The organism is Arthrobacter monumenti (assembly GCF_054511255.1).
This window is the reverse complement of record NZ_JBTNCY010000006.1, coordinates 35584-49488: the sequence shown is the minus strand read 5'-3', so window position 1 is coordinate 49488 and position 13905 is coordinate 35584. Positions and strand designations below refer to the sequence as shown.

General features: G+C 61.5%; 14 protein-coding genes. 4 read left to right on the top strand and 10 right to left on the bottom strand.

All coding sequences use genetic code 11. The features are described 5' to 3' along the window. Positions 1–48: 48 nt before the first annotated feature. From ACX80B_RS10150 to ACX80B_RS10140, 3 genes are read right to left on the bottom strand one after another with little or no spacing between them, the layout of a single operon-like run. Positions 49–702, bottom strand: a complete 654-nt coding sequence (locus ACX80B_RS10150) for an energy-coupling factor transporter transmembrane component T family protein (protein WP_459295687.1) — start codon at positions 700–702, stop codon at positions 49–51. After that, complete coding sequence (locus tag ACX80B_RS10145; RefSeq protein WP_459295685.1) at positions 702–1412, bottom strand: energy-coupling factor ABC transporter ATP-binding protein; 711 nt, start codon at positions 1410–1412, stop codon at positions 702–704. The genes ACX80B_RS10150 and ACX80B_RS10145 overlap by 1 nt, the downstream gene beginning before the upstream one ends. Further along, on the bottom strand, positions 1409–2053 hold the full coding sequence (locus tag ACX80B_RS10140; protein ID WP_459295683.1) for a biotin transporter BioY: 645 nt from the start codon (positions 2051–2053) through the stop codon (positions 1409–1411). The genes ACX80B_RS10145 and ACX80B_RS10140 overlap by 4 nt, the downstream gene beginning before the upstream one ends. A gap of 242 nt (positions 2054–2295) precedes the next feature. Between ACX80B_RS10140 and ACX80B_RS10135 the strand changes: the two genes are divergently transcribed. Then, positions 2296–3894: an ABC-F family ATP-binding cassette domain-containing protein gene (locus ACX80B_RS10135; protein WP_459295681.1), complete on the top strand. Its 1599-nt coding sequence runs from the start codon at positions 2296–2298 to the stop codon at positions 3892–3894. Between the two features lie 21 nt (positions 3895–3915). Here the strand turns inward: ACX80B_RS10135 and ACX80B_RS10130 are convergent, their stop codons facing one another. Genes ACX80B_RS10130 through ACX80B_RS10120 form a run of 3 tightly spaced genes read right to left on the bottom strand, consistent with a single transcriptional unit; the run spans position 3916 to position 5506 of the window. Continuing rightward, the gene (locus tag ACX80B_RS10130) at positions 3916–4740 is read right to left on the bottom strand and encodes an SURF1 family cytochrome oxidase biogenesis protein (protein WP_459295679.1); all 825 of its coding nucleotides are present in this window, start codon (positions 4738–4740) and stop codon (positions 3916–3918) included. Positions 4741–4748: 8 nt separating this feature from the next. Beyond that, positions 4749–4994 (bottom strand): hypothetical protein, encoded by a 246-nt coding sequence (locus ACX80B_RS10125; protein WP_459295677.1) that lies wholly within the window; start codon positions 4992–4994, stop codon positions 4749–4751. Next, the gene (locus ACX80B_RS10120) at positions 4991–5506 is read right to left on the bottom strand and encodes a DUF3099 domain-containing protein (RefSeq protein WP_459295675.1); all 516 of its coding nucleotides are present in this window, start codon (positions 5504–5506) and stop codon (positions 4991–4993) included. The genes ACX80B_RS10125 and ACX80B_RS10120 overlap by 4 nt, the downstream gene beginning before the upstream one ends. Positions 5507–5624: 118 nt before the next feature. Here ACX80B_RS10120 and fabG point away from each other — a divergent pair, with 118 nt between their 5' ends. From fabG to ACX80B_RS10105, 3 genes are all read left to right on the top strand, one after another. Continuing rightward, positions 5625–6359, top strand: coding sequence for a 3-oxoacyl-ACP reductase FabG (fabG, locus tag ACX80B_RS10115; RefSeq protein ID WP_459295673.1), 735 nt, complete (start codon positions 5625–5627; stop codon positions 6357–6359). A gap of 96 nt (positions 6360–6455) precedes the next feature. Beyond that, positions 6456–7199, top strand: coding sequence for an SDR family oxidoreductase (locus tag ACX80B_RS10110; RefSeq protein ID WP_459295671.1), 744 nt, complete (start codon positions 6456–6458; stop codon positions 7197–7199). A gap of 67 nt (positions 7200–7266) precedes the next feature. Beyond that, entirely contained in the window at positions 7267–8178 is a 912-nt protein-coding gene (locus tag ACX80B_RS10105) for an ROK family protein (protein WP_459295669.1), read from the top strand. 61 nt (positions 8179–8239) lie between these two features. Here the strand turns inward: ACX80B_RS10105 and ACX80B_RS10100 are convergent, their stop codons facing one another. The 4 genes from ACX80B_RS10100 to ACX80B_RS10085 are packed head-to-tail and all read right to left on the bottom strand — an operon-like array spanning position 8240 to position 13848. Next, entirely contained in the window at positions 8240–10078 is a 1839-nt protein-coding gene (locus ACX80B_RS10100; protein ID WP_459295667.1) for a class I mannose-6-phosphate isomerase, read from the bottom strand. Further along, a complete protein-coding gene (locus ACX80B_RS10095) occupies positions 10075–11406 on the bottom strand; it encodes an MGH1-like glycoside hydrolase domain-containing protein (RefSeq protein ID WP_459295665.1) in 1332 nt (443 codons plus the stop codon). The genes ACX80B_RS10100 and ACX80B_RS10095 overlap by 4 nt, the downstream gene beginning before the upstream one ends. A 46-nt stretch (positions 11407–11452) precedes the next feature. Then, entirely contained in the window at positions 11453–12754 is a 1302-nt protein-coding gene (locus ACX80B_RS10090) for a glycoside hydrolase family 36 protein (RefSeq protein WP_459295663.1), read from the bottom strand. Positions 12755–12771: 17 nt separating this feature from the next. Beyond that, positions 12772–13848 (bottom strand): Gfo/Idh/MocA family protein, encoded by a 1077-nt coding sequence (locus ACX80B_RS10085; protein ID WP_459295661.1) that lies wholly within the window; start codon positions 13846–13848, stop codon positions 12772–12774. Positions 13849–13905 lie beyond the last annotated feature (57 nt).

The following is a 13905-nucleotide window of genomic DNA, read 5'->3' as shown; positions in this document are numbered from 1 at the left end:
GACTGAAGGTCGGTGTTCGACGAACACCGGCCTTCAGCATTTAAGCAGTCAGGATTCCGGGCCGCCATACGCGGTCTGATCCGTGTGCTTCTCTCCGAGCCCCCGGGCCGAAAGCGCCTCACCGGTCTGCCGCGCATAGGCGACAGCGTTGATGATCACCGGCATCAGCAGGGCGCGTGGACTGCGCTCCAGGCCGCGGGCTTTGGCGGCATCGCGCACGTCCGCCGCCGAGCCGAGCAGGTAGGGGATGCTGCGCACCATCAGCGACAGGGTCAGGCCGAACCGCTCGGGGTCTGCGCCCAGGAAGCGGAAGGGCTTGGCTGCGGAGACCATGCCATCGAGCAGGCGCTGGCCAGTGGTGGTCAGCGTCAGCAACCGGGCAGCCAGTACGCAGGTCAAGATGTCCAGTACGACGACGGCGGCCACCTCCAGTCCGTTGGCCCACCACTGAAAAGCGCCGAGTACCAACAGCACCGGCGCCATTGCCCGCAGCGGGCGCAACACCGTACCGGCCCCGAGGCGGGCGAGAAGCCCCGCGGCGAGCACCAGCGCGAGGACGACGAGGGTCACGTCCAGTTGCCGCAGTCCCAGCACAAGGGCCGACAACACTACGACGGCGGTGAACTTCAGCCACAGTGGTGCGCGGTGCAGCAGGGACTGACCCGGTACATAGGCACCGAGCAGGTGGGCATGGCCGCGCACTAGTGCTGCACTCCGCCGGCCGCCAGTTTCCGGTAGAAGCCGATGGCCGCTTCCGGGCCGCCGTCGTAGGCCACCTTGCCGTCGTCGATGACCAGGATCCGGTCGGCCCTGGCAGCGAGGTCAAGGTCGTGTGTGGACAAAATCAGTTGCTGCGGAAGTTCTTCCAGCAGCCTGCCGATCCGGATTCCATTGCGCAGATCGAGCAGCGTCGTCGGCTCGTCAGCCACCAGGATCTGCGGCGACACGGCGAGGACTGTGGCCAGCGCCAGCAGTTGCCGTTCACCGCCGGAGAGGTCATAGATACTCTGGTCGGCAAGCTCCAGCAGGCCGAAATCCGCCAGCACCCGTTCCGCAGCAGCGTGACGGCTGGACCGGTCCCGGACGCTGGCGCGCAGCGACAACTCGATGTCCTCACGGCCAGTCGGCATCACCAGCTGGGACAAGGGATCAGTGAAGACGAAGCCCACCTGCCGGCGTACCTTGGAGCCCTGGTTCCGCGTGCTCAGCCCATTCACCGTCACTTCGCCCCGGCTCGGGACGATCAGTCCATTGATCAGTCTCAGCAAGGTGGACTTGCCGGACCCGTTGGCGCCAATGACGGCGATCCGTGGCTCGTCCAGCCGGAGATCGACGCCGGACAGCAGCTGCTTCCGGTCCTGCCCCGGGACGGGGACCGAGACCGAAACTCCGTCGAAAGAAACCAGGCTCACGCGCCGGTACGGTCCAACAACCGGGGGAAAGCCCTGTAGACGGTCAGGCCCATCGCTGCTGCGACCAGGTTTTTGATGACGTCTCCCGGCAGGAACACGATGTCAGCCAGGACCGCCGTGCGAAGATCCAGGTTCAGGTTAACCATCATCCCGGCGATGCCCAGCGGATGGATGACCAGGAGGGAGGCGGCCGTGCAGGCGAGGAATACCAAAATATAGCGCATCCGGCGCACCCGCTTCAGGACTACTCCGGAAAGCCAACCTGCCACTGCGGCGGCCAATGGGAATGAAATCAGGTAGCCGGCCGATGGGCCCGCCAGCACACCCAACCCGCCACTGAAGCCGGCGAAGATTGGCAGCCCGGCGAGCCCGGCTGCCAGGTAGAGTCCGATAGCGGCAGCACCGCGGCCAGGGCCCAGAATCACACCGGTAAGCATTACCGCCAAGGTCTGCAGCGTGATCGGCACGCCCACTGCGCCAACCGGTATGGCCGGCATTAACGCGAATGCTGCTGTCAGGGCGGCGAAAACCGCAATCAGTGACAGATCAGTGGCGTTCCAGGAGCGCCTGCCTCGGCGAATCGGGTGCTCTGTGCCGTCCTGAACGGCAGAAGCCCGCCTGTTGGAAGTGGGGTGTGGCATTGGTGTTCCTTGCTGTTCGACTCTGTAGTGATCCGACAATGTCTAACCGTGTCCCTAAAGAGAATAGCGCCGCCACGCGAGGTTGCAATTGTAGAAGTACTACAAAGTCGTGTGCGGCGGTTTCAAGGGGCCTGCCTTCACGCTATGTTTGCTGGTTAAACTCATCCCGGTAGAATAGAAAGGTTGCTCATGGCCCTGAACAAGGGACTCAACGCCCGTTATTGTCTGTGAAAGGCCCCTTTGTGATTACCGTCTCCAACCTCGAGCTGCGCGCCGGCGCACGATTGCTGATGGACGGGGTGTCATTCCGCATCGACAAAGGGGACAAGATTGGCCTGGTCGGCCGCAACGGCGCCGGTAAAACCACGCTGACCCGCGTACTTGCCGGAGAGAGTGTTCCCGCCGCCGGCAACGTCTCGCGCTCCGGGGAGATCGGCTACCTGCCGCAGGACCCGCGCACCGGAAATCTTGAACAGCTGGCCCGGGACCGGATCCTCTCCGCCCGGGACCTCGACGTCGTCACCCGGAAACTGCGCCAAACCGAGGCCGAAATGGCCAGCGAGGATCCCACCGTCAGGGACAAGGCGATGGGCCGGTATGACCGGATCGAAAGCCAGTTCCTCAGCAGCGGGGGATATGCCGCCGAGGCCGAGGCCGGAGCCATTGCTTCCAATCTGTCCCTGCCGGAGCGGATCCTGGAGCAGCCACTAAAGACTCTTTCCGGTGGCCAGCGCCGCCGCGTGGAACTCGCGCGCATTCTGTTTTCCGGCGCCGACACCATGCTTCTCGATGAGCCGACCAACCACCTGGATGCGGATTCCATCATCTGGCTGCGGGAATTCCTCAAAAACCATCAGGGCGGGTTGATTGTCATCAGTCACGATGTCGAGTTGATGGAAAGCACCGTGAACAAGGTGTTCTACCTCGACGCGAACCGCTCGATCATCGACATCTACAACATGAATTGGAAGCGCTATCAGCTCCAGCGGGAAACCGATGAGCGGGCCCGACGGCGTGAGCGCGCCAACGCGGAGAAAAAGGCCGGCGTCCTGATGGACCAGGCGAACAAGATGCGGGCCAAGGCCACTAAGGCGACGGCGGCACAGAATATGGCCAAGCGTGCCGACCGCTTGCTCCAGGGCCTCGAGGAGGTCCGGGCCAACGACCGGGTTGCGGCACTGCGCTTCCCCGATCCCTCGCCCTGTGGCAAAACGCCAATGACGGCAGACGGTCTGAGCAAGTCCTACGGCTCGCTGGAAATTTTCACCGACGTCGACCTGGCCATCGACCGCGGATCCAAGGTGGTCATCCTTGGCCTCAACGGTGCAGGAAAGACTACATTGCTGCGGATGCTCGCGGGAGTGGAAAGCCCCGATACCGGCGAGGTTGTGCCGGGCCACGGACTCAAGGTCGGCTACTACGCCCAGGAACACGAGACGCTGGACACCAACCGGACGGTGCTGGAGAACATGCGCTCGTCGGCACCTGACATGAAGGATGCCGAGGTCCGTGGTGTCCTCGGTTCGTTCCTTTTCTCGGGCGACGACGTCGACAAGAAGGCCGGAGTGCTCTCGGGCGGCGAGAAAACGCGGCTGGCGTTGGCCACCATCGTGGCGTCCTCGGCCAACGTGCTGCTGTTGGATGAGCCCACTAACAACCTGGACCCAGCCAGCCGTGACGAGATTCTCGGCGCGCTTCGGAACTACACCGGCGCAGTTGTTCTCGTATCGCACGATGAGGGTGCCGTCGAGGCGTTGAATCCGGAACGCGTGGTCCTGCTTCCGGATGGCATCGAGGATCACTGGAACGACGAATACCAGGAACTCGTCAGCCTGGCGTAGGAGCCGCGGCCACGACGGCGGTCAGTGGTACCCCTGCGCGTCGAGCAGGGCGTCCTCTTCCTGCTCGGCGGTGGGTTTCCGGTTCTCCCGGGCTCCGCGGCCGTTCCGGTCGCTGAGCGGCACATCCACCATCGTCTCCTGGCGGGCGGCGTAACCGTAGCCAACAAACAGCAGCGCGCCAAAGGCGAACCACTGCATCGAGTAGGACAAGTGCGGACCCGTGTCGATATCGGGCTTGCCCAACGGTACCGGAGCCCTCGCCGCAGCCGGGTCCTCGCTTGCCATCAGTCCGTAGGCGTCCGTATAGACCGGATAATCCAGTATCCCGGTGAACTCATCGAGGTTGATGGAGGCAAGCTGCCCCTTGGGGGCGCCACGGTCGAGTTCCGGTTCCGCCGGTTTCAGCCGCGCAGTGACCTCCACGGCCCCCTCCGCAGGCTGCGGAACGACGTCGGGCCGGCCGGCGGTGTCATTTCCGATCGGCAGCCAGCCCCGGTTAATAATGACGGCGGAACCGTTCTCCAGGCGCAACGGCACCAGCACCTCATAGCCGGGGCGGCCGTTCAGCGGGCGATTGCGCACCACCCGTTGGTTCTCCGTGTCGTAGGTTCCCTCGAGGGTTACCGGGGTCCATTCCCGTTCCGGATCAAAGTCCTTGAAGTATTGGCGGGCCTGGCCGAAGTCCAAGGGTTCGGCGTCGTAATTGCCTTCGATCTTCTCGACCTCGGCCACCGCCTCATTCCGCCGGTCCATTTGCCACATACCCAGGGCAACACAGGCCAGCGAGAGGATGATGACGAGTGCGAACCACCCCAACCATTTGGGGGTGAAGAGGAATCGGTACACGTCGTGAGCTACCCTTCCTCATTTTTCAGGGGCAGGGTTTCTTTCCAGAGGCCGCGCAACTGGAGGTAGTCCTGGAGCCAGTCGACGTGTTCGTCGCAGGCCACCCAGATTTTCCGCCGGTCCGGCGTGTGGATTTTGGGATTGTTCCACAGCAACTGCCAGCCAGCCATGTTGCGGCAGGCTTTGCGGGAGCAGGTCGTCCGTTCGGGCCCCTGCGTCTGGGGGTCGCCGGAGAGCGAATCGAGAAAGCTCATAATGTGTGGCGGTGCTCCTGCCCGTCGTGCTGCTGTTCCGTGTGTTCCGGTGCTGTCCATGGTGGTTCGGGTGCTGGTTCTTCTTCCGTGTCCGGGGCCGGTGGCACGTCGTCGACCACTTCGCCCTGCACCACGCCGTCGGGGTCCTCCTCCTCGCCGTCCCGTTCACCGCCGGCTGACGCTTGCCCCGCGGTATCCGTGGCGCCCGCCTCCAGTTCGCGCGCCGGCGGGGCATCCAACAGCGAGTCGCTGTGCTGCAGTTTGCTGGTATCACTGCCACCGTTGGCAATGATGACGGCGAAGTACGGCAGGAAAACCGCACCGGCGATAAACGCCCACTGCAACCACCCACTGGTGAAGAAGACCAGGATCAGGCACACCACGCGGATACCCATGGAGACCGAGTATTTGATCATCCGCGTGCGCATCTCGTCTGTGTGGGGCACCCGTGCATCGGTGATGCTGTGAACGTCGGGATCTCGTTCCGTCTTACCGTGTGGTCTTCTGCTCATCACGCTCCAAATGGGGACCTTCCAATTCTCTCACTGCCGGCGTCGTAGTTAAAGTCGACGGCGTCCTGCGGCTAGGATCTTGGGGATAACCCACGAAGTCAATCGGCGGAGGTATGGAATGCAGGACGGTCAGCAGGAAAGCGGAAACACCGGGCGGAGCGTCCTTGTCACTGGCGGGAACCGCGGGATCGGCCTGGCGATCGCCAAGGCGTTCGCGGAGGCCGGGGACAAGGTTGCCATCACCTACCGCAGTGGAGATGTCCCCGAAGGTTTCCTTGGCGTCAAGGCCGACGTGACCGACGCCGCCTCGGTCGACGCAGCCTTCACGGAGGTTGAGCAGGCTCACGGCCCGGTCGAGGTGCTGGTGGCCAACGCCGGCATCACCAAGGACACCTTGCTGCTGCGGATGAGCGAAGACGACTTCTCGAGTGTGGTGGACACGAACCTCACCGGCGCGTTCCGGGTGATCAAGCGCGCCAGCAAGGGAATGATCCGGCTCCGGAAGGGCCGCGTGGTGCTGATTTCCTCGGTCGTCGGCCTCTACGGTTCGCCCGGCCAGATCAACTACGCCGCCTCGAAATCCGGCATGATCGGAATGGCACGCTCCCTGACCCGTGAATTGGGATCACGCAATATCACCGCCAACGTGGTCGCACCCGGATTCATCAACACCGAAATGACTGCGGCGCTGCCCGAAGACACGCAGAAGACCTACCTCTCCTCGATCCCGGCCGGGCGCTTCGCCGAAACCGAGGAGGTCGCCAAGGTGGTCCGCTGGGTCGCGAGCGACGAGGCGGCCTACATCTCTGGAGCGGTCATCCCGGTCGACGGCGGACTCGGGATGGGTCACTAAGAGTTTGTGCGTTTCCTACAACGGATTCGGGCCACAGGGGCTGGCATGATGGTTGGCAGACTCACACGTTGACGGATATCTACAAGAAGGGCTCTCATGGGCAAGCTTGACGGCAAGACAGCAGTTGTGACCGGTTCCTCGCGCGGGATCGGCGCCGAGGTGGCAACCCTGCTGGCAGGTGAGGGTGCCGCCGTCGTCGTCAATTACCGGCAGAAGGCACCCCGGGCCAACAAAGTAGTGTCTGCAATAGAAGAGGCTGGCGGAAAAGCCGTCGCAGTCGGTGCGGATCTGACCCAGACCGAGGGTGTCGACTCCCTGATCGGGGCAGCGCTGGAGAACTTTGGCGGGCTGGATGTGCTGGTGCTGAATGCCTCCGGCGGGATGGAAACCGGCATGGGGGAGGACTACGCCCTCAAGCTCAACCGTGACGCGCAGGTCAACACTCTCAACGCCGCCATCGAACACATGCCGGCCGGTTCCCGGGTGGTCTTTGTGACCAGCCATCAGGCGCACTTCATCAACACCGTTCCCACCATGCCCGAATACGAGCCGGTGGCCAGGAGCAAGCGTGCCGGCGAGGATGCATTGCGGGAACTCGTTCCTGCCTTGGAGGAGAAGGGAATCTCTTTCATTGTCGTCTCGGGCGACATGATCGAGGGGACCGTCACCTCGCGGCTGCTTGACCGCTCAAGCCCCGGAGCCATCGAAGCGCGGCGCCAGGAGGCTGGCCGGCTGTACTCGGTCGAGGAGTTCGCCGCCGAGGTTGCCAAAGCCGTCTCGATGGAAGCCGAAACCGGGCATACCGAATACGTCGGGGGAGCGGACTACTTCGCGAAATAGGCTTCTGTCGGACGGGCACACATCGGCGGCCCATAACCTACAGCCAAGAGAGCGGCAGGGCGAAGAGATGACGAAGAGGACTTCGATCCCTGTTCTCGAAGTGGGTGGCACTCATGTGACAGCGGCACTGGTGAACGATGCAACCTTCGAGGTGCAGCGGAGTTCGCTCATTCACCTGCCGTTGTCTGCGCACGGGACTGCTGAAGAGCTGGTACGTGGGTTGGTATCGGCGGCGAATACCTTAGGTGGTGGCCATTCCGGTACTTGGTCCATAGCAATTCCGGGACCTTTCGATTACGAAAACGGGATCGGATTGTTCGAGCACGTTGGAAAGTTCGACAGTCTCTTTGGAATCAATCTTCGCAACGAGTTGGTTGCTGGTATTCGGCCGAAGCCAAGGGACGTACATTTCCTCAACGATGCTGACGCTTTCGGCGTAGGTGAGTTTGCGGCCGGGGCAGCACGGGGACACGACCGTGCCGTTTGCGTAACGCTCGGCACCGGGATAGGTTCCGCATTTCTCGAGCGGGGAAAACCGGTAAAAAGTGGCCCCTTGGTACCAACCGACGGGAGCGTTCATCGGCTTGACTATCTTGGACGTCCGCTGGAGCACACGGTGTCCCGCCGTGCGATCCGTAAAGCTTATGCGAGCGCTGCCGGATTGGTCGGGAACGGCGGGCCGGATGTCCACGACATCGCTGAACGCAGCCGCCGTGGAGACGAAGCGGCGGGCCGGGTATTGCGGGTGGCGTTTGAGAACCTCGGGATGGCGCTTGGACCGGCCATTTACGGATTCAACGCCAGTGTTTTAGTGATTGGAGGCTCGATGGCCCGCTCATGGGACATTGTTGAGCCCTCGATTCGGACGGGACTTATGCGCGCAGTGCCTTCGCTGGAAGCCCTTGTTATGAAACCAGCGGAACAGAACACTGATGCCGCCCTCTCCGGCGCCGCGTACTGGGTCCGGCACCTGCGGTAAGTTGCGCGCCAAGTAACAGCCCAATCAGTGCCATCAGGACCCGGATTGGAGCATATTCGGGTCAGTTCTTTCGGTCCGCGCGGGTTCCCGTGCCTCGTACCGATGCTTTGACGGTTCCCAGCCGCGTACCAACGCCTCTGCCATGCGGACGGATGCGATACGGTCCGACGGCAGCGGGAACTATGAACGTTTCGGCATAATGCACCACGAATGGGGCGAAATCTCCAGTTGGGCTCTCGACAACGGCTTCCGGTCCTTCGACGAGGTTGAGAACGTTCACGGTTCCACCAGTGTCATGCTCGACTACGCCCTCGAACCAGTGCCGGCGGACCTCAACGAACTCCAGCTCATGCAGTCCTGTTCGCTCCTCTACCCATCCCGGACCGGAATCCATTGTTTCCACCTGGTCGATGAGGTTCGCTTTTGTCCACTCGGTGTCACGGTCCCACTGGATGTTCCGCTGGGCATGCTCCAGATGAATCGGACGAGGCACCCCATCAAGACCAACCCGGCCCCAGTCCCACATCTTGAAGGTAAAAATGTACGGCGTCGCTGATATCTCCAGCACCATCGAATCGGCCCCCGAGCAGTGCACAGTGCCGGCAGGTATCGAGAAATGGTCATGCTTTTTCGCGGGAAACACGTTGATAAAGTCTTCCACTGGAAAATCGACTTCGCCCCGGGAAGAAGCCTCAAGCGCTTTTAGAGCCGCCTCTGGATCGGCGCCCGTTTTTACCCCGAGATAAACGACGGCATCATCGGCTGCGTCGAGCAGATAATAGCTCTCATCCTGCGTGTAGTGCATGCCGAAGACGTTCTGGATATAGTCCGTCAGGGGATGAACCTGAAGGGAGAGATTTCCACCCTCCATGGTGTCCAGGAAGTCGAACCGTATGGGGAATTCCGCTCCGAAACGCGCATAGGTCAACCCACCGAGAAGTGCCTCTGGGTGTGTGAGTACGACGTCCATGGCAGGCAACTCGACGATTTCCGTGCCGAACTGGAGCAGGACACTGTTTTCTTCGGGGACACAGTCAAAGCACCAAGCATAGTTAGCTGCCGAAGTGTCGAGACCGCACACCTCCTTCATCCATTGCCCGCCCCACACGCCTGGGTCAAAAAAGGGCACTACTCGAAACGGGGAACTGACCGCAGCGGCCATGCCTGCATTGAACGCCGCGGCGCTGATCAACCGCGCCTCCGAGGTTGAGCGGTTCGTATCGAGAACGAAGTCCAGCGAGGAAAATAAGCTCCGCTTGTGCCGGTCCGCGACCCGCCACTCAATGAAGAAACCACGCTTAATCTTGCGGAGGTTGTCCTCATCCGCATTGTCGCATCGCCAATTTGGTGCGCCACGGCGCTGGCGCTGCTGGATTTCCCACCGCGCCATATCCGCCAGGACCAAGGTCGACTTGTGGATCGGAACCAAAGCGGCGCCCCAACCCAGCAGAACGGTCGGCATGCGCGCAGCACGGACATCCTCGGCTAACCCCGCAAGTTTGTCTGAATCATAAAACTCCTCAAGCTCGTGATGGCTCATCACCCCAAAAACCCTGTCATCGGTTAAATTCCGCTGGATCATGCGGTCAATCTCGCTGATAGGCTTAGCCGCCGCGCTTTCGACATTGATGACAGCAAAGGAGGGAAGAGCGGCCCGAATGGAGGATTCAAGTTCGTCCATGGCTACACCGGGGTACGTGTCGACGACAACAACCGGTACACCCTCGAAGTCTTTTTCCGCATGCGCAGCGATCGTGCGCCAAGCATCGGCCCCTTGCCAGACAGGGTGTGCGTCGGACACGGCGATAGTCGGTTGCTTGTTGTATTGAGTTGTATTCGATGGAACGGTCATCGGAGCTTGTTTACCGGAGCGGGACAGGTTGTCGGAATTGGTCTTCACTTCGGGACTCCTGATCCGGCCGAGATCCGGGCTGCAGGTCCGCCCGTTTGCACAAGATCGAGGGCCAAGGATGCTGTCCAGCTAAAGTTCCGGGTCCCATGCGGCGTTCCGGTGCCAGGATGTACATATTCGGGAAAATCGTGTTGGAACGCAAGGTCGCACAGATTTTGGGCCAACCGGTCAGCCTCGGCATCACCGCCATAGGTGCGTAGTCCGAGGATGACCAGCCAGGTCATATTGAACCATGCCGGGCCACGCCAGTACTGATTGGGCTCGAAGTCTTCAGCCAAGACATCGTAACTGGGTACCATGAAGGGCCGTCCCTCGAGGAATTTCGGTCCCATGAGAGTTCTGAGAACAGCTGGTGCTTGTGCCAGGTCCGGCAGGATTAGCGGAATGATCCCCGAAATTGTCGCTTTGCGCACCAAGGTACCGGTGATCACGTCCCGGGCGGTGAACAGCCCAAGTTCCTCGTCGTACAAGCTTGCCAGTGCCGAGGTAAGGTCCTGTGCCCGATTCCGATGAATCGACGAGTCCGCACCAATAACTTCCGCAATGCTGGCCAGGGCCAGCTCTGACCGCGCCCACAGTGCATTAAAAGTCGGGTCTTCCATAACGAAACTGAGTTCCGCATGCACATCGTCGAGGTGCTGGTCTCGATACTGCTCAGCCAACCAGTAGTACTTGCCGTACTCCTTTTCGCTGGGCCGTTCCGTCATGTCCGCGTGCGCAAGATCCGGACGGTTGACCTGGTGCTGAGGCGTACTGGGAACGCGGGCGAGCGCCTCATCCCAAAGGGGCGAGTTGTCCATGCCGGATTCCCAGGGGTGGACCACGGCGGCGAGCGGTCCACTCCCAAGGGTCCGGCGGGAGGCCAGGTAATCGTGCCATGCGACAAGCCGTGGGTAAACCCGGGCCAGAAACTCTTTAGTGCCGGGGGAGGTGGGATGGGCTTGATGCACTTCCCACGCGGCCCATGCATGATTGGGCGGTTGGATCAGACCGGTGGTTGGCACTGATGGTGCGGCGGCATGCTGGGTGGACCGCCAGAAGGAGGCGCCGGGCGAGTAATCGTCATCCCGGCTGACGTCGTAAACAATTTGCGGGACGCGTCCATCGGCCCATTGGCCGTTCAGGAGCGATTCGAGTTCGAGTTGTGCCCGTTCCTGGTGGACATGGCGCAGACCCATCGCGATGAAGCCTGAATCCCAACTCCATTGATGTGGGTAGAGGCCGCTGGCCGGCAGGGTGTGCGAACCTGCCCAGTTGTTGTCGAGCACGTGGATAGCCGCAGTGGTCAAAGCATCTGCGACATTAGGGACGGTCATATGGCTCCGCTCAAAGATGGGACAAAAGTTCTTCGGAAGTTGCACATCAGGAATCCGGGAAGGGCGTGCTGGCGGGGACACCGGCGAGTAAGCGGCGCGTGGTCTCCAAACCCCAGGTGTCGAGTTCTGCGATCCGGTCTGAAACGGACCGCAGTCCGCCGTATTGCTCGATTACCGACGCCCACTGTTCCCGCAGCGCGAATGAAGGGCGCCCTACGAAGCAGTCGGGATCGTTTATCCAAAACCTGCCGTGCTGCCATGCTCGTGCAGTCGTAGCCATTTCCCCGCGCAAATGCGTCGACAGGTTCTGGGCGTCCTCATGGAAGGTGTCGGAAGAGACCCGCATCCCATCGACTAGCCCAACGCTGGGAAGAATCGGCGCACCACATCCAAGTACAAAGCTTTCGGGCCCGACGGCGTCCCGGATCAGTTCCAGCCCGGACCGGTAGGCTGCGACTCCACTCATGTCCTCATAACGCTGGCCGGGCACCGCTCCGGCGTAGAGGAAGTCGAGTTTGAAGTAGTCGAACCCGTCCTCACGCAGCCCGCGAAAGACCGACCAGAGATAGTCGCGGACCCCCGGATGGGTGACGTCCAAGCCGTGCAGATTCTGGTCCCAGTTATATCCGGTCTCACCGATGAGCCATTCCGGATGGTTCCGGGCCAAGTCGGTGTTGGCGCCGGCCATGAAAGGCGCCAACCAGATGCCGGCACGCCGCCCGGTCTGCCTAATTCGTGCGGCCAGATCCGGCAATCCCGTAAAGCGGCCGGACGGTGTCCAGTCCCCGATGCCGCATTCCCAGCCATCGTCAATCTGAACGACGTCGACGGGCAGGTTGTGACGTTCTATGGCAGCCAGGTTCTCGAGAATGTCCGCTTCGGTCGGTTCTGTGAAATAGCGGTACCACGTGCACCATACGGAAGGCGCGGCCGTGATAGCCCGTGTCCGTACGTCTGCCGCGAACCGGTCACCAAAACGGACGAGTGCTGCCGCGCCCCCCTCAGGAACCCGCTCTACCTCGACCGGTCCATCCGCCATAATTAGGAGCCGGTCACCTTCCAGCTTCGCCCGAATAGATGGCACATTTACCGCGTTGGCAGCCCCATAAACCCTTGCCGGAGCCCCGGTGCCGGGATCAACCACCAACAGGCCCTCCGCATGGAATCCTTCTCCCGGAAGTTCTGAACCGGCTCGATACCGCATTTGGTACCGCAGCTGCGATTCCGGCCGGCGCGATGTAGCCGTGACGTCGTACCAGGTCGTTGGGCTCCAACTTTGCCAGCCTTCCTCGTAGACCCTGCCATGGGTCAGGGAAACCGGAACGTCATCGACGTGATGGAAAGACATCAATACATCCTTTCGGATCAAAGCGGGAGAGAGGACATGGGTATCATCGGGGAACCAGTGTCAGCGGACTCGTGTGCGGCAAGCATCAGCCGCAGGGAAGCAACGTTGTGGGCGGCGGAATTGTAAGGTTCACGCTCCTCCTCGATGGCGCACATCAGCTCGCCCATGGCCCCTGCAAAGCCGTCAATAAACCACTGGCCATCAAGCGCAAATCGCGTGGTGGTGGCGTCCCGTTCAAGCTCGAGGCGGTCTGAACCCTGCAGAACGCTGCCGCGGATCGTACCTTCGGTGCCATGAATCCAGAAGGGACATGACGGATTGCTGGTTCGTACGTCGCCGACCACCCGCATTAAGGCATGCGCTCCATCGGTACAGGAGATCTGCACCGAGGCCGACCACGGATTCTTCGCCTCCGGCGGTTGACCGGGGACACGCGAATCAGTGGCTTGAACGGAGCGGACATCCTTGCCTCCCAGCCAACAACGCGTGATGTCTATCCAATGCATGAGATAGTCCGTGACGAGCATGTGCGACATATCGTCAAAATGGGTGCCGGCGATCGGCGGCAACGGCTTATCGTGCAAGTGGGTGACCCCAACGACGTCGCCAATGTCGCCACGCTCGATAAGCAGCGTGGCCAGACGCCAGGCAGGTGCCCAACGTCCGTTCTGGTTGACCGCTATTTTCAGTCCCCGGGCCTGAGCCTCGGCGAGGATCGGAGAGAGCGAAGCCACATCCATTGTGAGCGGTTTCTGGGCAAGCACATGTTTGCCCGCCGACACAGCCGCGGCGAGCCACTTCAGCCGATCCTCCGCGGGCGTAGCCAGATCTACGATTTTCACGTCAGGATCCGCCAGCAGCTCCTCAGCTGTGTCGTAAACCTTTCGCACCGACTCAAATCGCTCTGGCAGATCGGCGGTCCTGGCAGCGGAACGGCTCCAAACGCCGACAACATCCAAACCATATTGTTCGTACGCCGGCAGGTGCGCTTTTTGCGCGATAGAGCCGCAGCCCAGAAGTCCGATTCCGGTATTGACCCCTTTGGGGAATTGCGGCCGGTAATCTGGTGGCGGTGCAATTTCAGAAATGTTCATCGTACGCTGGCCTTTCCTGCGCGGCTGTTGATGTCACCACGGAGTTGGGTCACCTGG